The sequence below is a fragment of the uncultured Microbacterium sp. genome (genome assembly GCF_963528945.1).
Lineage (GTDB): Bacteria > Actinomycetota > Actinomycetes > Actinomycetales > Microbacteriaceae > Microbacterium.
In genome coordinates this window covers 174,916-190,954 of sequence record NZ_CAURWX010000002.1, presented here as the reverse complement: position 1 = coordinate 190,954, position 16,039 = coordinate 174,916, and the positions used below count along the sequence as shown (strand labels likewise).

At 70.4% G+C, this 16,039-nt stretch carries 16 protein-coding genes; 8 read left to right on the top strand and 8 right to left on the bottom strand.

Annotation, left to right across the window (positions count from 1 at the left end; all coding sequences use genetic code 11):
• From RWS82_RS08065 to RWS82_RS08055, 3 genes are read left to right on the top strand one after another with little or no spacing between them, the layout of a single operon-like run.
• Entirely contained in the window at positions 1 to 372 is a 372-nt protein-coding gene (locus tag RWS82_RS08065; protein ID WP_314648635.1) for a DUF1048 domain-containing protein, read from the top strand.
• On the top strand, positions 366 to 1,184 hold the full coding sequence (locus RWS82_RS08060) for an ABC transporter ATP-binding protein (protein ID WP_400190081.1): 819 nt from the start codon (positions 366 to 368) through the stop codon (positions 1,182 to 1,184). The genes RWS82_RS08065 and RWS82_RS08060 overlap by 7 nt, the downstream gene beginning before the upstream one ends.
• Positions 1,181 to 1,948 (top strand): ABC transporter permease, encoded by a 768-nt coding sequence (locus RWS82_RS08055; RefSeq protein ID WP_314648631.1) that lies wholly within the window; start codon positions 1,181 to 1,183, stop codon positions 1,946 to 1,948. Before RWS82_RS08060 ends, RWS82_RS08055 begins: the two co-directional genes overlap by 4 nt.
• A 188-nt stretch (positions 1,949 to 2,136) precedes the next feature.
• On the opposite strand, the gene RWS82_RS08050 is transcribed toward RWS82_RS08055, so the two are convergent.
• The 5 genes from RWS82_RS08050 to RWS82_RS08030 form a co-directional block, all read right to left on the bottom strand.
• On the bottom strand, positions 2,137 to 3,600 hold the full coding sequence (locus RWS82_RS08050) for a lipase maturation factor family protein (RefSeq protein ID WP_314648629.1): 1,464 nt from the start codon (positions 3,598 to 3,600) through the stop codon (positions 2,137 to 2,139).
• A gap of 155 nt (positions 3,601 to 3,755) precedes the next feature.
• Entirely contained in the window at positions 3,756 to 4,685 is a 930-nt protein-coding gene (locus RWS82_RS08045; RefSeq protein ID WP_314648626.1) for a glycine betaine ABC transporter substrate-binding protein, read from the bottom strand.
• Positions 4,678 to 5,637: a proline/glycine betaine ABC transporter permease gene (locus RWS82_RS08040; RefSeq protein WP_314648625.1), complete on the bottom strand. Its 960-nt coding sequence runs from the start codon at positions 5,635 to 5,637 to the stop codon at positions 4,678 to 4,680. Before RWS82_RS08040 ends, RWS82_RS08045 begins: the two co-directional genes overlap by 8 nt.
• The gene (locus RWS82_RS08035; RefSeq protein ID WP_314648622.1) at positions 5,637 to 6,965 is read right to left on the bottom strand and encodes a glycine betaine/L-proline ABC transporter ATP-binding protein; all 1,329 of its coding nucleotides are present in this window, start codon (positions 6,963 to 6,965) and stop codon (positions 5,637 to 5,639) included. Before RWS82_RS08035 ends, RWS82_RS08040 begins: the two co-directional genes overlap by 1 nt.
• 527 nt (positions 6,966 to 7,492) lie before the next feature.
• Positions 7,493 to 8,683 carry a methyltransferase gene (locus RWS82_RS08030; protein ID WP_314648620.1) on the bottom strand — a complete coding sequence of 397 codons (1,191 nt, stop codon included), beginning with the start codon at positions 8,681 to 8,683 and terminating at the stop codon, positions 7,493 to 7,495.
• A 49-nt stretch (positions 8,684 to 8,732) separates the two neighbouring features.
• Here RWS82_RS08030 and RWS82_RS08025 point away from each other — a divergent pair, with 49 nt between their 5' ends.
• A complete protein-coding gene (locus tag RWS82_RS08025) occupies positions 8,733 to 9,041 on the top strand; it encodes a hypothetical protein (protein WP_314648619.1) in 309 nt (102 codons plus the stop codon).
• A gap of 7 nt (positions 9,042 to 9,048) precedes the next feature.
• Here RWS82_RS08025 and RWS82_RS08020 read toward each other — a convergent pair whose 3' ends face one another.
• Both RWS82_RS08020 and RWS82_RS08015 read right to left on the bottom strand, forming a co-directional pair.
• Positions 9,049 to 10,320, bottom strand: a complete 1,272-nt coding sequence (locus RWS82_RS08020) for an amino acid aldolase (protein WP_314648616.1) — start codon at positions 10,318 to 10,320, stop codon at positions 9,049 to 9,051.
• 194 nt (positions 10,321 to 10,514) lie between these two features.
• Positions 10,515 to 11,096, bottom strand: a complete 582-nt coding sequence (locus RWS82_RS08015) for a helix-turn-helix domain-containing protein (protein WP_314648613.1) — start codon at positions 11,094 to 11,096, stop codon at positions 10,515 to 10,517.
• A gap of 74 nt (positions 11,097 to 11,170) precedes the next feature.
• Here RWS82_RS08015 and RWS82_RS08010 point away from each other — a divergent pair, with 74 nt between their 5' ends.
• Positions 11,171 to 12,541, top strand: a complete 1,371-nt coding sequence (locus RWS82_RS08010) for an MFS transporter (RefSeq protein WP_314648610.1) — start codon at positions 11,171 to 11,173, stop codon at positions 12,539 to 12,541.
• 208 nt (positions 12,542 to 12,749) lie between these two features.
• On the opposite strand, the gene RWS82_RS08005 is transcribed toward RWS82_RS08010, so the two are convergent.
• Positions 12,750 to 12,998: an SCO4848 family membrane protein gene (locus RWS82_RS08005; protein WP_314648605.1), complete on the bottom strand. Its 249-nt coding sequence runs from the start codon at positions 12,996 to 12,998 to the stop codon at positions 12,750 to 12,752.
• A gap of 274 nt (positions 12,999 to 13,272) precedes the next feature.
• Here RWS82_RS08005 and RWS82_RS08000 point away from each other — a divergent pair, with 274 nt between their 5' ends.
• The 3 genes from RWS82_RS08000 (at position 13,273) to RWS82_RS07990 (ending at position 15,967) form a co-directional block, all read left to right on the top strand.
• Positions 13,273 to 13,893 (top strand): sigma-70 family RNA polymerase sigma factor, encoded by a 621-nt coding sequence (locus RWS82_RS08000; protein ID WP_314648603.1) that lies wholly within the window; start codon positions 13,273 to 13,275, stop codon positions 13,891 to 13,893.
• A complete protein-coding gene (locus RWS82_RS07995) occupies positions 13,890 to 14,336 on the top strand; it encodes a hypothetical protein (protein WP_314648598.1) in 447 nt (148 codons plus the stop codon). The genes RWS82_RS08000 and RWS82_RS07995 overlap by 4 nt, the downstream gene beginning before the upstream one ends.
• Positions 14,337 to 14,413: 77 nt before the next feature.
• On the top strand, positions 14,414 to 15,967 hold the full coding sequence (locus RWS82_RS07990; RefSeq protein WP_314648595.1) for a S8/S53 family peptidase: 1,554 nt from the start codon (positions 14,414 to 14,416) through the stop codon (positions 15,965 to 15,967).
• Positions 15,968 to 16,039 lie beyond the last annotated feature (72 nt).

The following is a 16,039-nucleotide window of genomic DNA, read 5'->3' as shown; positions in this document are numbered from 1 at the left end:
ATGGCCGCCAAATGGATCGAAGCCCTCACCGGCTCGCTCGAGCAGAAGAAGCAGTACAAGCAGGCGAAGGCGCGGCTCGACGCCCTGCCCCAGCCCTACGCCGCCACGGCCGACGCCTTCCACCGGTACTTCCTGTACTTCGGGGGCATCAGCGAGGGCGACACCCTCGTGCAGATGATCGCCGACTTCGCCGACCTGTGGGAGCGGGCAGCCCTCGACGGCACGCCGATCGATGCACTCATCGGCGACGACCCGGTGGAGTTCGCCGAGAACTTCGCCAGCGCCTACAGCGGCAAGCAGTGGATCGACAAGGAGCGCGCCCGGCTGGTGCAGGCGGTCGACGAGGCGACGGGGAAGGCGAAGGAATCATGAGCGCCGCGATCAGCGCCCGGGGTATCGAGAAGTCCTACGGCGACCTGCGGGTGCTGCGGGGCGTCGACCTCGACGTCGATGAAGGCTCGATCTTCGCCCTGCTCGGCTCGAACGGCGCCGGCAAGACGACCATGGTGCGCATCCTCTCGACGCTGCTGTCGGCGGATGCCGGAACGGCCACGGTGCACGGAGCCGACGTGTCGCGCGAACCCCGTGCCGTACGCGAGGCGATCAGCCTGACAGGGCAGTTCGCCGCCGTTGACGAGATCCTCACCGGGCGCGAGAACCTCGTGCTGGTGGCGAAGCTGCGGCACCTCCCCGACGCCGGGCGGATCGCCGACGATCTCCTCAGCCGGTTCCGGTTGACGGATGCCGGCGGCCGCCGGGTCGGCACCTACTCCGGCGGTATGCGGCGGCGCCTCGACATCGCCATGAGCCTCGTCGGGAACCCCGCCGTCATCTACCTCGACGAACCCACCACTGGGCTCGACCCCGAGGCTCGGATCGAGGTGTGGCAGGTCGTGAAAGAACTGGCGGATGCCGGCACCACCGTGCTGCTCACCACCCAGTACCTCGACGAGGCCGAGCACCTGGCCGACCGCATCGCGATCCTGCATGAGGGTCGCATCATCGCGAACGGCACACTCGCCGAGCTGAAGGCACCGCTGCCGCCAGCCAAGGTCGAGTACGTCGAGAAGCAGCCCACGCTGGAGGAGATCTTCCTCTCGCTCGTCGGGCCTGACGCCACGAGCGCTCCAAACACCCCGAACACCCCGCACACCCCGCGCGCGCCGAAGGAGGACGCCGTATGAGCACGCACGTCGTCGCCGACACGGCGACCCTCACGGGCCGGTCCCTGCGCCACATCTTCCGCAGCGCCGACACCATCATCACCACCGCGGTCACACCGATCGCCCTCCTGCTTCTGTTCGTCTACGTTTTCGGCGGCGCCCTGCGGCAGAGCACCGGGCAGCAGAACTACGTGAACTACCTGCTTCCCGGCATCCTGCTCATCGCCATCGCGTCCGGCATCGCCTACACGGCGTTCCGCCTCTTCACCGATCTGCAGAGCGGCATCTTCGACCGCTTCCACTCCATGCCGATCGCGCGGTCGAGCGTGCTGTGGGCCCACGTGCTCACCTCGCTCGTCGCGAACGGCGTCACGGTGGCGATCATCATCGGCGTCGGGTTCGCGATGGGGTTCCGCACCGGTGCGAGCATCGGGGCGTGGCTCGCCGTGATCGGCATCCTGCTGCTGTTCACCCTGGCGCTGACGTGGCTGGCGGTCATCGCGGGTCTCAGCGCCACGACGGTCGACGGAGCGAGCGCGTTCTCGTACCCGCTGATCTTCCTGCCGTTCATCAGCTCGGCGTTCGTGCCGACCGACACCATGCCGGGCCCCGTGCGGTGGTTCGCCGAGAATCAGCCGGTCACGTCGATCGTGAACACGATCCAGGCGCTGTTCGCCGGCGAGCCCGTCGGGGCGGAGATCGGGGTCGCCCTCGCCTGGTGCGTCGGCATCCTCGTCGTCGCCTACGCGTTCGCGATGCTGACCTACCGCCGGAAGGTGCGCTGACGGCGCCCGATTCGCCTTTCTTCCCCGCGCCGTGCCGCCATAACTCAGGACGACGCGCGACGAACCGCCCCGGAATCCGCTTCTGGGGCGGTTCCTCGCGGGTCGGTCCTGAGTTACGGTCGGCCGCCGGGCAAGCCATGGCTCGAAACCCGTGAACCCCACGCCGAGAAACCGAGGCCGAGCATCGCTCAGCGCAGCGCGACCGGTCCGAGCACGAGGCGCCGGCGGTCGCGCACCCAGTGCACCCCGAGTTCCCGCCGCTCCGCCCGGGTGGCGAATCGGTAGCGGTACGACACGGCCCGCACCCACCGCGGCGGCTCCCCGTCGAACGGATCGACCCGCAGCAGCGCGAGCGTCGGGGCATCCGCCTCGAGCAGGCGGAGGAGGAACACCGTGAACCAGTCGTCGAGCGAGCGACCGAGCGGCAGGAACCACATCAACCAGTCGAGCCGCAGGTGGTACGGGGCGAACTGCCGCGGCACGCGCCGCACATCGCCCGGTTTGCCTCGGAACTCGTACTCACGCCAGTCGCTCTCGCCGTCGGCATCCGTCGTGCCCTCGACGACGATCTCGACGCGTTCCTTCGTCACCGTGCCGAAGGCGCCGTAGGCGTTGGCGAGCTGCCAGCGGTTGAAGCTCGCGTTCATCAGCTGACGGCGGGCGAAAAGGTTGCGCAGCGCTGACCAGCTCAGCACGACGTACAGCGCGGCAACGGCCGACGTCACGACGAACCACCACAAGGGCATGCCCGGCCACGGACCCGCCTCGACCGACGGATGCCCGACACCCGGCAGCCCGATCGCCGAGAACCCGATCACGATCGTCGCCCAATTCAGCCAGGCGAAGTTGCCCGTGATGACGAGCCACGCCTGCGTTCCGATCAGGATGAGCGCCGCCACGGTGCCGATGATCTGCGGCACGGGTCCGTCGAACCAGATCGACAGCAGCGGCGCGAACAGGAAGAACGGCACGAGGAGCTGCGCGACATGGTTGCCGACCACCTCCCCCTTGTGGAACCACGCGGGCAGCAGATGCGCCTGACGACTGAGCGGACCGGGCATCGGCTGCGTCTCGTGGTGGTACATCAGGGCGGTGAGGTCGCGCCACTCGCGCCCGCCGCGGATCTTGATCATGCCGGCGCCGAACTCCAACCGGAACAGCAGCCACCAGAACAGCACGATCACCACCGTGGGCGGCGGCTGCTCGTTCGAACCGAGGAACGCCGCGAGGAACCCGGCCTCGAGCAGCAGCATCTCCCACCCGAACGAGTAGAACGTCTGCCCGATGCTGACGACCGACATGTAGCCGAGCCACAGCGCGAGGAAGCAGAGCATCGGCACCCAGGGCGGCCCGAGCTGCGGGATGCCGGCGACGAGCGTCGCGGCGACGACGATGCCCGCGACGCAGAGGACGACGAGACGCCGGTCGGTGTAGCGGATGCGCGAGAAGAGCGTCGGATGCAGCATCCGCCGTCGCTCCTTCTTCTGGGCGACCCAGTCGAGCAGTGCCGGTGCGGGAAGGAGTCCGCGTTCGCCGAGCAGCGGCCGGAACTGGTTCAGCGTCGACACGAACGCGACGAGGTACAGCGCCGCGATGCCCCGCTGCAGGACCTCGCGGGCGAACCCGAAGTCGACCGCCGCGAACCCGTCCACCCGGTCAGGCTACGCCCGGGGCAGACCCCACCGCCGCCCCCCTTGCGCTCCCCCCAAACCGACGCTCCCGTCGCACTTTCTGTCGGAACCGGCGGGCCGGAGCGACAGAAAATGCGACGGGAGCAGAAGGGGGAAGGGGGAAAGGGAAGGAGGGGTCAGCTGACCACCCAGTCGAAGTCGGCGCCGTTCTCCTCGAGCCAGGCGTCGACCGCCTCGGCCTCGCGACCCTCGCCGTACTCGTTCACCACGAGGTCTTCGAGCGAGCCGTACTGGGCGTCGTCGAGCTGGATCTTCTCGATCAGCTCGGCCGCCTCGGGGAACTCCTCGGCGAAGCCCTTCGTGCCCAGGAAGTGCAGCCCCTCGGCGTCGCCCATCGCGCCCTTCGGGTCTTCGAGGTCCTTGACGGGGAAGGCATCGTTGGCCCAGAACGGACGCCACAGGGTGACGACGATGTCCTGCTCCTTGTCGGTCGCCGACTGCAGCTCGGTGAGCATCGCCGCGGTCGACGAGGTGACGAGCTCGTACTCGCCGTCGAGACCGTACTCGGGCATCATTTTCTGCGTCTGGGCGGTGAGGCCCGCGCCGGGTTCGATGCCGTAGATCTTCCCGCCGAGGTCGCCGCTCTTGCCGACGAGGTCGTCGATGGTCTCGAGCTCGGAGTACTCCGGCACCGCGATCGTCAGCCGTGCGTTGTCGTAGTAGGTGCCGAGGTCTTCGATCTGCTCACCGTACGTCTTCATGTACTCGGCGTGCGTGACCTCGGGCCAGGCCGACGGGAACACGTCGACGTCGCCCTGCGCGAGACCCGTGTACAGCGGCCCCGCCTCGGTCAGCGTCTTCATCTCGACGGTGTAGCCGATCTTCTCGAGCTGGTCCTGCAGCAGGTACGCGGTGCTCAGACCATCCGTCCACGAGGGCAGGAAGCCGAGGGTGATCGTGCCCTTGTCCCCCGTGCCGCCGCCGGCATTGCCGCCTCCGCCGCCGAGTTCGATGGTTCCGCCGGCGCCGTCCGAGGCGCAGCCCGACAGGGCGAGGGCGGTCGCGGCGCCGAGGGCCGCGAGGGTGGTGATCCTGCTCTTACGCATTCTGGAGCTCCTTCTCTGCGACGGGCGTACGGTCGACATCGCCGGAATCGGATGCCTCCGCCACAGCTGCCGATCGACGGCGGGCACGCCGCGACCGCAGCATCGCCAGCAGCGACGAGGGGTTCTGGCCGAGCGTTCCGAGGGCCGCGGTGACGCGGTCGAGGAACACGGCGATGAGCACGACACCGAGCCCGGCCTCGACGCCCTTCGCGATGTTCACGGTCGAGATGGCCTCGACGACCATCTTCCCGAGGCCGTCGGCGCCCGCCATACCGGCGATGACCGCCATGGAGAGGGCGAGCATGATGACCTGGTTGATGCCGGCGAGGATGGTCGGCATGGCGAGGGGCAGCTGGATGCCGCGGAGGATCTGCCCCGGCTTCGCGCCGAACGCCTGTCCGGCTTCGACGGTCTCGGAGTCGACGCCCCGGATGCCCAGCTCGGTCAGTCGCACGCCCGGAGGGAGCGCGAAGATCACCGTGGCGACGAGTCCCGGCACGACGCCGATGCTGAAGAACACGATCGCGGGGATGAGGTAGACGAACGCGGGCATCGTCTGCATGAAGTCGAGGATCGGCTTCAGCACCGCCCGCACCGTGGCGTTGCGCGCCGACCAGATGCCCAGGGGCACGGCGATGAGCACGGCCACGATCGCGGCGACGAGCACCAGCGCGAGCGTCTGCATCGCGGGCACCCACAGCCCCATCGCGACGATGAGGGCGAACGAGATGATCGTGCCGATGGCGAGCTGCCACGAGCGCACGATCCAGGCGATGAGTGCAGCGGCCGCGATGAGCACGAAGAAGTACGGCAGCAGGAGGAGCGACGTCAGGCCGTCGACGAAGAACGTCACGACGAACGAGACGGCATCGAGGAAGCCGTCGAGGTTGGTCTTGATCCAGTCGACACCGGTCGCGACCCACGAGCCGAGGGGAATGCGGAACCCGTCCATCAGCGCACCTCCCCGGCGATCGATGCATCCGATCCGGGGGCGGTGGTGCCCCCGTCTGTCGGCTCGGCCGTCCAGCCGTCGTCGAGCACGGCGTCGATCTCCGCCTGCGGCATCGGCAGCAGCGGCAGGGTCAGCTCACCCGTGGCCCCGGGGCCGGGGCCCAGTGCGGCGAGCAGGGTCACGCGCGGGATGACACCGACGAGTCGGCCGGCGGCATCCGTCACCGCGAGCGGCAGCGGCGACTCGACGGCCGGCACGAACAGGTTCATCAGCACCTCGTCCTCGCTCACGCTCTGCGGCACGGGCTTGATGATGTCGCGCAGGGTCGCCGTGCCCTTGCGCACCAGCTTCACGGCATCGCGGTCGGTGACGATGCCGACGAGCTGACGGTCGCGGCCGACGACGTACGTCGCCGACATGTAGGCGTCGCGCATCTGACGCAGCGCCGTGCGGGGGCCGGCAGTCTCGGCGACGACGGGGCGCGGGCGCTCCATCACGTTGCCGGCGGTGAGCACCCGGGCGCGGTCGACGTCTTGCACGAACTGCTCGACGTAGTCGTTCGCCGGGTCGGTGAGGATGTCCTCCGGCGTGCCGATCTGCACGATGCGGCCGTCGCGCATCACGGCGATGCGGTCACCGAGGAACATGGCCTCGTTCAAGTCGTGCGTGATGAACACGATCGTCTTCTGGAACTTCTGCTGCAGTTCGAGCAGCTGCTCCTGCATCTCGCGGCGGATGAGCGGGTCGAGGGCGCTGAACGCTTCGTCCATGAGCAGGATGTCGGTGTCGGCGGCGAGGGCGCGGGCGATGCCAACGCGCTGCTGCATTCCGCCGGAGAGCTCGGAGGGGAGCTTGTCGCCCTGGCCGTCGAGGCCCACGAGGCCGAGGATCTCGTTCGCCTTCGCCAGGCGCTCGGCCTTGCCGACGCCCTTGAGCTCGAGGGGGTAGGCGACGTTCGCGGCGACCGTGCGGTGCGGCAGCAGTGCGAAGTGCTGGAAGACCATCGACACGCGGTCGCGGCGGATCTCGCGCAGGCGCGACGCCGGGATGCCGGTGATGGCGTCGCCGCTCACCGTGACGGAACCGTCGGTGGCGGGGTGCAGCCCGTTGAGCATGCGGATGATGGTGGACTTGCCGGAGCCGGAGAGCCCCATGATGACGAAGATCTCACCGCGGTTCACGGTGAAGCTCGCGTCGATGACGGCAGCGGTTCCTGCGTCGGTGACGGCGGAGCGGGTCTCGCCGGCTTTCAACCGGCGGACGGCGGCGTTCGGATTCTTCCCGAACACCTTGAACAGATGGCGCGCTTCGAGTGCGGTTTCGGACACGTTTCCCCCGCGGCTCGCCTCGGGTCGGCGAGCCTGCTTCGGTTACGCCCGGGTGATGTCCTCGAGGCCGTTTCGACAGGGCTGCTGTGGCGGCGCGGGCGGCGGATTTCGGATCCACCGCGATAGGACATCGACCGTACGGACACGCCTCTTCGCAGCACAGCAGATCGAAAGAAGGACGCGTTCGCGGACTGGTCTTCGGACCGTCAGGCCCACAGACCAACGTAGCGAAATGGCCGGTCAGCGCCAAATCCGGCCTCCCGGTATGCCGCGCGAATCGCGGTCTGACCGGGTGATTGCACGGGGCGTTTCCGAATTCACGCGCATACTTTCACGGTGCGCGAGGGGTCACGAAATGCCGCCTCCCGGCATCCCCATACGGCGTGTCTTGACCCCTCACGCGAGTTGCCCCGGAAGGGGAACGCACTCGTGCGCGAGGGGCCACGAAATGCCGCCTCCCGGCATCCCCATACGGCGTGTCTTGACCCCTCATGAGGCACGCGCGAGGACGCGCGAGCGGGCGCGCGTCAGGGGCGACGGATGCTGCGCGTCACCGTGAACTTCGGGGTGCGGTGCAGCTGCTCGGTTGGGCCGACGAGGCGTCCGAGCTCGGCGCGGTAGCCGAGCGACGAGTTGAACACCGTGAACAGCTCGCCGCCCGGCCTCAGCACGCGGGCGGATGCCTCGAACAGCCGCGTCGCGGCACCGGTGTGCACGCTCGTGCCGAGGTGGAAGGGCGGGTTGAGCAACACGACGTCGACCGAGGCATCCGCGACCTCCGACGCGGCATCGTCGTGTGTGACCTCGACGCGATCGGCCACCCCGTTCGCCTCGACCGTGGCCCGGGCGGAGGCGACGGCCGCGGCCGAGCGGTCGGTCGCGATCACGCGTGCGTCGGAATGGGCGCGCGCGTATGAGACGGCGAGCGCGCCGGTGCCGCAACCGAGATCGAGCACCGTGCGAGATCCTCCGTCGGCGGCAACGGGGCCACGGGGGGCCGTCCCGTTCTCCGCCCTCGGCGAAGACGAACCCGCATCCCCACCCAGCCCCAACACCTCGAGCAGCACCCGCGTGCCGATGTCTAGGCGCGGTCCGGCGAACGCACCACCGTGCGCGACGATCGTGAGCCCATCGTGCATCGCCGTGACCGGGAACGGCGGCCGTTCGGGCGCCTCCCGCGGCTCGCTCGCGACGATCAGTCGGGACTTCCGCTCCGCGCGCTGCGGCTGCACGACGGCGAAGCTCCGCCCGATCACCTCGTTCTGCGCGAGCGTCATGTGCTTCACGCGACCGCCCGCGACGAGCACCGCATCGGGCGCTGCGCACCGGGCCACCGCATCCGCGATCTCCTCGAGTTCGGCGAGCGCCTTCGGCAGCTGCAGCAGCACCAGACGAGCATCCGCGAGCAGCCCGCCGTCGAGCTCGTGCGACACGAACCCCTCGACACCCAGCTCCTCGGCGTTCCGGGCGAGGGCGCGGCGTCCGGTCGCGAGGTCCTGATGCACGCGGATGCCTGGGAATCCGGCATCCGTCAACGCCAGCGTGATCGCGCCGTACTCGTCGCCGATCACCGCGATCTGCGCGCCGTCGATTTTCCGCTCTGCGGCGAGCGCGACGGCTCGGTCGACGAGCAGCCGGTCGGTCGCATCGTGCGCCTGCAGGTTCTCGGCCTCGACGTCGGGCCACCGGCGCAGGCGGCTGTAGGGGAACTCCGGCACCTGCCCACTGTACGGGGCGGGCGACCCACGACCGCGCTAGGTTCGTGCCATGAGCCCGTGGCAGTGGATCGTCGTCGCGCTCGCCGTCACGATCGCCGTCGCGCTGCCCCTGGTCACCCTGTGGCGGCTGCGCACTCCCGAGCGGCGCCGCGACGAATGGCTGGGCGCCACGGCGCAGCCGCGACTGACGCGCCTGTCGTTCGCGCTCTCGTTCGCACTCACCGCTGTCGGTGGCCTCGTCAGCGTGTTCATCGCCGTGGACGGATTCCCGCTCGCCTGGGCGACGGTCGCGCTCTCCGCCGGCCTCCTCGCCACGACACTCATCTCCGCGGTCGTGGCCCTGCGCACTCCGCGGTGACGGCCCCTCAGAAGAAGGTGCGGACGAGCTCGACGACGCGGTCGGACTCGGCCGACTCCACCACCGGCAGGAAGTGCCACTTGTCGAACGCCGTGCACGGGTGCGACAGGCCGAGCGCCACGACGTCACCGATCGAGGCATCCGCGTCGCGCAGGAACGTGTGCTGGTCGTTCATGGCGGTGACGGATGCTCCGGCTGCCGGCGCGATCGCCCTTCCGAGGTCGGGGGCGACGCCGTGCACGACGGGGAGTCCCTCGTCGAACGGGAAGTCGCGCTTGCCGCCGTCGAGCAGAGCGAGGGCCGGCTCGGGGTGCGAGACGACCCGCGCGTAGCCCCGCATCGCGGAGCGGAGCATCCCCTCGTCGATCCCGGTTCGCGTCGCGTCGAGCGGCGAGATGCCGCGGTAGAAGCCGTCGTCGTGCACGATGTACGCGCCCGAGCGCAGGGTGAACCGCGTTCGATCGTCGCGCGCGATGGCCGGGGCGTAGACCTCGGCGACGAGATCGAAGTACGCGCTGCCGCCCGCGGTCACGAACACGTCGCCCTCGTCGTACAGGTCGCCGAGCGCCTCGTGCACGACGAGCTGGTCGGCGAGGTACCGGCGCACGGCGGTGAGCGCGGCATCCGATCGGTCGTGGCCCAGCGCCCCTTCGTACCCGCCCACGCCGGCGAGGCGCAGCACGTCGGATGCCGCGATCCGGCGTCCGATCTCGATCGCGGTGTCGACGGTGCGGGCGCCGGTGCGTCCGCCCTCGGCGCCGAGTTCGACGCAGACGTCGACGCGGCGCGGCGTGCCGACCTCACGGAGCGCGCGCTCCATCGCATCGACCGTGTCGAGGGAGTCGGCCCAGCTCACGAAACGGAAGCCGGGGTCGGCGAGCTCGCCGGCGAGCCAGCGCAGCGAGCGGGCGTCGACCACCGCGTTCGCGAGCATGACGCTGTCGAGACCGAACGTGCGGGCGGTGCGCACCTGCCCCATGGTCGCGAGGGTGATGCCGGGGCATCCGGCGTCGAGCTGACGCTGCCACAGCGCGGGGGCCATGGTCGTCTTGCCGTGCGGCATGAGCTGCAGGCCGCGGGCCTCGGTCCACGCCGCCATGACGGCGAGGTTGTTGCGCATAGCGGTGTCGTCGAGCGCGATGACGGGGGTCCAGAACTCCGACAGCCGGGGCTCGGTGGCGAGGAACTCGTCGACCGTCAGACCGATCGCCCGTTCGGGGATGCCCTTGTCGCGCGCCGTGAGGCGCTCGGCGCCCCATCCGTCGTCCAGCCGTGTCATCCGTCGCCCTCCGGTTTTGTACAGTGCCCTGCCAATCTACCCGTCGGCCTGTCCCGGCAGGCTCCGCCCCCGGAACCTTCTGCTCCCGTCGCATTTTCTGTCGCCCGGCGGCGTCCGAAGCGACAGAAAGTGCGACGGGAACGGCGGGATGGAGGGAGGGCGGGAGGGAGGAATGGGGGAACAGGGGCCGAGGGCTAGATGGTGTCGTCGGCCGCGAGCAGGTCGATCTGCCAGTGGCGACCGGCGGGATCCTGGTCGTCGTGGGCCTTCTGCGCGGCGTCGAGCACGTCGTTCACCTTCTCCATCGCGACCTCGAACTCGGCTTCGGTCAGGCGGATGGTGCGCTGCGTGAAACTGCCGTGCACCTCGGCCGTGCGCCCGGTCAGATACTCGGGGGCCCAGGCGGCGACGCGTTCGAGCAGGGCGCGGTGCTCGTCGACGATGCCCGCGAGCACCGCCCCGCCCAGGGCCTCATCGGCCACGGGGCGCTCGGGTCCGCCGACACTGAGCGGCCCCTTGATGCTCGTCCACACCCGGTCGCGCCGGTCGCGGGCGTGTTCCGGCGCTTCGGAGATCAGACCGGCGTCGGCGAGCGCGCGCAGGTGGAAACTCACGCTGTTCGCGGGCACGTCGAGTTCGGCGGCGATGTCGGCGGCGCGCAGGTGCTCGTGGCGCGAGAAGAGCCGGATGATGCGGCGACGCAGCGGATGCGCGTAGGCCTTGAGCATCGCCGACGTCATGAATTCCGCGTCTGTGCCGCTCTCGTCGCCCGCCATGCCCCGAGTGTATCCGCCAGAAGACTTGCGCAAGGACAGTTGCGCAACTGCTCTTGCGCATCTACCATCGAGCCATGACCACCGTGACCGCCCCGCACCGCCTCTGGCGCAACCCGCGCTACCTCCTCTGGCTCGTGAGCGACACCAGCAAGGGTCTCGCCGCGGCGCTGTTCGGCTTCGCGATCCCCCTGCTGGCGCTCATCGTCACCGACGACCCGGCGCTCGCGGGCATCATCGCCGGGGCGGGGCTCGTCGCGCGCCTGCTCGCGACGCTGATCGGCGGCATCCTGGCCGATCGTCACCGCCGCATCGTGCTGATGCTCGTCGGGTCGCTGCTGGGAGTGGGCCTTTCGGTCGCCTTCACGGTGCTCGCATGGACCGATGCCCTGACGTTCTCGGTGCTGCTCGTGATCGACGTGCTGCTCGCCGCCCGCAACGGACTCTTCGACGTCGCCGGCGAGAGCGCCATCAAGGAGATCGTGCCCGACGAGGCGATGGGGCGCGCACAGGCGGCGAATCAGGGAAGGGATGCCGCGCTGCAGCTCGCCGGCGGACCCCTCGGCGGCCTCCTGCTCGGCGTCGGTGGGTGGCTCGTCGGTCTCGTCATGGCCCTCTGCCACGCCCTCGCCGCCGCGACCGCCTGGCTGCTCACCCGTTCTGTGGTCCCCACCCCCGTCGCGACATCGCTCGGTGGCGAAAACCCGGACGAGACGGCGGATGCTCGGCGCGGCGCCGCACGACACACCGCGGATGCCGCATCCGATCTGGGTTTTCACACCGCCGGCGGCGCCCGGCCCGCGCGCCGCCGCGCTCTGACCGAGCTGCGCGAAGGGTTCGCCTGGTTGTTCTCGCGCCCCGACCTGGGCGGCGTGCTCGCGATCATCACGATCATCAACCTCGGGTTCAACGCCGCGATCACGACCGTGATCTACGCGCTGCAGCAGGCCGGATACTCCGAGCTGCTCATCGGCACCCTCAGCGCGGGCGTCGGCGTCGTCATGCTCGTGGGCGCTGTGATCGCGCCGCTGCTCGTGTCGCGGGTAGGCACGGGCGCGCTGACCATCGCCACGCTCACCGTCGTCGCGGCCGCCGCCGTGGGGCTGTCGTTCGTCACCGACCTGTGGGCGATCGTGGCGGTGCTGGGTTCAGCGGTCCTGCTGCTGCCCGCTCTGAACGCCGGAATGATGGGCTACTTCATGGTCGCGACGCCCAGTCATCTGCTCGGGCGCGCCAACAGCGCGGCGGGCGTGCTGGGCATGGGGGCGATGCCGCTCGGTCCGCTGATCGCCGGGTTCGGCCTCGCGTGGGCCGGACGCCAGGGCACCATCCTGGTGTGCGCCGCGCTCTGCGCGATCGCCGCGGTGCTGGCCGTCGCCAACCGGGCTCTGCGGGCCCTGCCCGTCGAGGCCCGGTGGGCCGCGCACGCCCGCCAGTACGAGCAGTAGTCCCCGCATCCGCGGTCCTGACCCACGGGCCCCGCATCCGCCCGCCGCACAACTTCGGAGTTCCCGGCCGACACGCCGTCGGCGGATGCATCTGGCCGGCGCGCCTCCCGGGCACTCCGAAGTTGTGCAGGGCGGGGCGGGCGGAGGTGGGGCGAGCCAGGCCAGCGACCGGCTACGGCTCGCAGGCGGGGGCCGGACGAGGGTGGGATCAGAGGGCGCCGGCGAGCGCGGCGATGCCGGCGATCAGCGACAGCAGAGCGAGCACGAGCGCGATCGAGATCAGCACGATGTGCACCGTTAGGAACGGGGTCGGCTTGCCGTTCGTGTCGCGCGCCCGCGGGTCCTTCGCGACGCGGCGCAGGAACTGCGGCCACACCACCGCGTTGAAGACGGCGTTGAGGAACAGGATCACGGCGAGGAGGGTCACCCGTCCACCGTATCCGCCGCTGCGGAGCATCCGCCCTCCCCGACCCCCGGGCAGCTTTCCGCTCGCCGCCCCCGGGCAACTCCCCCACCCGTCGGATGCACGGACCTTGCACACCTGCACGGAGAATCCCGTCGCCTCTCCGTGCAGACGTGCACACTCCGTGCAACCGGCCACCCACCCGCACACCGCACCCCGCCCCGCACCCCGCACCCGGCACCGCACCCCGCACCACCCCTCCTGCACCGAGGTCATGTATCACCGACCTCTTGCCGCGCTCCTGGTAGATGTGCGCACAATGTTCCTCATGATCGACGGTGCTCCCGGCACCGCCCTCGATCCTGCATCGGACGACGGCCCCCGGCGTTGGCAACGGGCGGCCGAGCTCTTCGGCGCATGGCATGGGGGCGACAGTCGCGCGATGGACGGGCTCGTCCGCTTGATGACGCCCGTGCTCTGGCATGTCGTGCGCGCGTACGGGCTGGAGCGCTCCCTCGCGGAAGACGTGGTGCAGACCACGTGGCTGCGACTCGTGCGCGGGCACGACTCCATCGCCGACCCGCAGGCCGTGTCTGCCTGGCTCACCACCACCGCGCGTCGCGAGGCGTGGAAGGTCGCGAAAGCGCACGGCCGGGTCGACACGACGGATGCCGACGACCTCGACGCCCTCCTGCCGGAGCAGCCGTCTCCCGAAGACCAGGCGACGGTCTCCGATGAGCGGCGTCGGCTCTGGGTCGCCGTGAGACGGCTGGCGGAGCGCTGCCAGCGACTGCTGCGCGTGATCGCCTTCGAAGACCGCCCCGACTACGCCCGGCTCGCCGCCGACCTGTCGATGCCCGTGGGGAGCATCGGTCCGACCCGTCAACGCTGCCTCGCGAAGCTGCGCGTGGCACTCGACGCGGCCCCCCGAGCGGAGGGCGCGACATGAGCGACGACGCGCTGTTCGCCGAGCTGCGGGCGATGTGGCGCGAAGCGGACCCCGTACCCGACACCCTCGTCGACCGCATGATCGCGGCCGTCGCCTCCGACGGCCTCACGCAGGAGTACGCGCTGCTCACCCTCATCGACGACCAACTCGGTGCGGTGCGCGGCGACGCGGATGCCCTCACCCTGCAGTTCAGCGACGGCAGCACGAGCATCCTGCTGCACATCACCACCAGCGAGAACGGGCGCCGTCGGGTCGACGGCTGGGTCGACACCGCGGCGGGCGAGATCGTGCTCACGCAGGGTGACCGGTCACGATCAACGACCCCCGCCGAGACGGGACGCTTCGCCTTCGACGACGTGCCACCGGGGCTGACCTCGGTGCGACTGACCACCGTCGTGAGCGGCGAGACGCGCACGCTGTCGACGCCCCGCTTCGAACTCTGAGCACCATCGCCGTATCGCACGCCCGCCGTATCGCCGTATCGCACGCCCGCCGTATCGCCGTATCGAGAGGATGACGCATGGAGCAGCCCGAAGGATGGAGCTGGCAGGATCGCGCGGAAGGGTCGATCCGTCGAGGATCCGCTCTGGATCCGGGCCTCGAGCCGGTCGACGGCATCCGCGCCTTCCCGACCGCGTACCTGCCCGAGCGCCTGCTGATCACGAACGACCTCGACGAGCAGGAGGAGTTCGATCGGGAGCTGCGCACGCTGCGAGATGCGGCCGACTCATTCGGGTGGATGCTCGAACTCGACGTCTCCGACCGCGAAGACGCGGGCGAGCTGGTGCCGGGCGTCGCGGGGTTCCTCCGGGCCCGGCTGACGACGCCGGACGAGCCGCAGCGCGGGGAGTCGCCGGTGGCTCCGGATGCCTGGCGCGTGCTGCAGCGGGCACGGAGAATGTCGCGGTCGACGATGCCGCGCACGAGCCTCGAGCACGTGGTGTCGATCGACCCGGTCGGCCTGAACCCGTTCAGCCGCACGAATCCCTTCAGCCGCACCAACCCGTTCAGCCGCACGAACCCGGCGGCGGGTGAGCGGGGCGGCAGCGACGACTACCTCGAGCCGGGGCGCGGGGCGCGGCAGCCGGTGAGCTGGGTGGGTCCGGCACCGCAGCGCGGCCCTCGCCCGCCGCGGGGCAGACGGCGTGCGGTGGTCGCGGTGCTCGACACGGGCTGCGGGGTGCACGACTGGTTGCCCGACGACATCGTCACGCGGCACCTCGAGCTCGACGGCATCCCGGTGGGCCTCACCGATGCCGCCGACCCGGAGCGCTACCCCGACCTTTACGGCCAGCTCGACGGCGAACTCGACGCCGTCGCCGGGCACGGCACCTTCATCGCGGGCATCGTGCGGCAACTGGCGCCCGACGCCGACATCCTGTCGGTGCGCGTCGCGGGCGCGCTCGGCGTGGTCGACGAGAGCAGCCTGCTGCGCACACTCGCCCAGGTGGTGGAGCTGCTGCGGCGCTACCGGGAAGACCCGGCGACGGGGCATCCGATCGACGTGCTCAACCTGTCGCTCGGCTACTACCACGAGACCCCGCAGGACGGTCTGTACAGCCGCACCCTCTTCGACCTCCTCGCGAAGGCCCGCGAACTGGGATGCGTGGTGGTGTGCTCGGCGGGCAACGACGCCGTCGACCGCCCGTCGTTCCCCGCGTCGCTGTGGGCGTGGCCGGGCGCCGACAACGGGCTGCCGGTCGATGAGGGGGCCCCGCACGTGTCGGTCGGCGCGTTGAACCCCTCGGGTCATTCGGTGGCGCTGTTCTCGAACGTCGGCCCGTGGGTGAAGGTGTACGCGCCCGGCGCGGCGGTGGTGAGCTGCTCTCCCGCGTTCGTCGGCGGCACGCAGGCCCTCACCCGCGCCGACGCCCACGACCTGCGCCGCGAGACCATCGACCCCGACGACTACCGCGGTGGGTTCGCCGTGTGGAGCGGCACGTCGTTCGCGGCGCCGTTCGTCGCCGCACGCATCGCCGCCGAGCTGGGCCCGGTGCCGGTCGACGGCGCGGGAACGGATGCCGTCGCCGCCGCCGTGAAGACCGTCGCCGGGGCTCTTCCGTCGCCGGCGTAGCGCCCGCCGCGCCACCTGCACGGACTCCGCACGCCTGCACGGAGCATCCGCCCATTCCGCCGTGCAGATGTG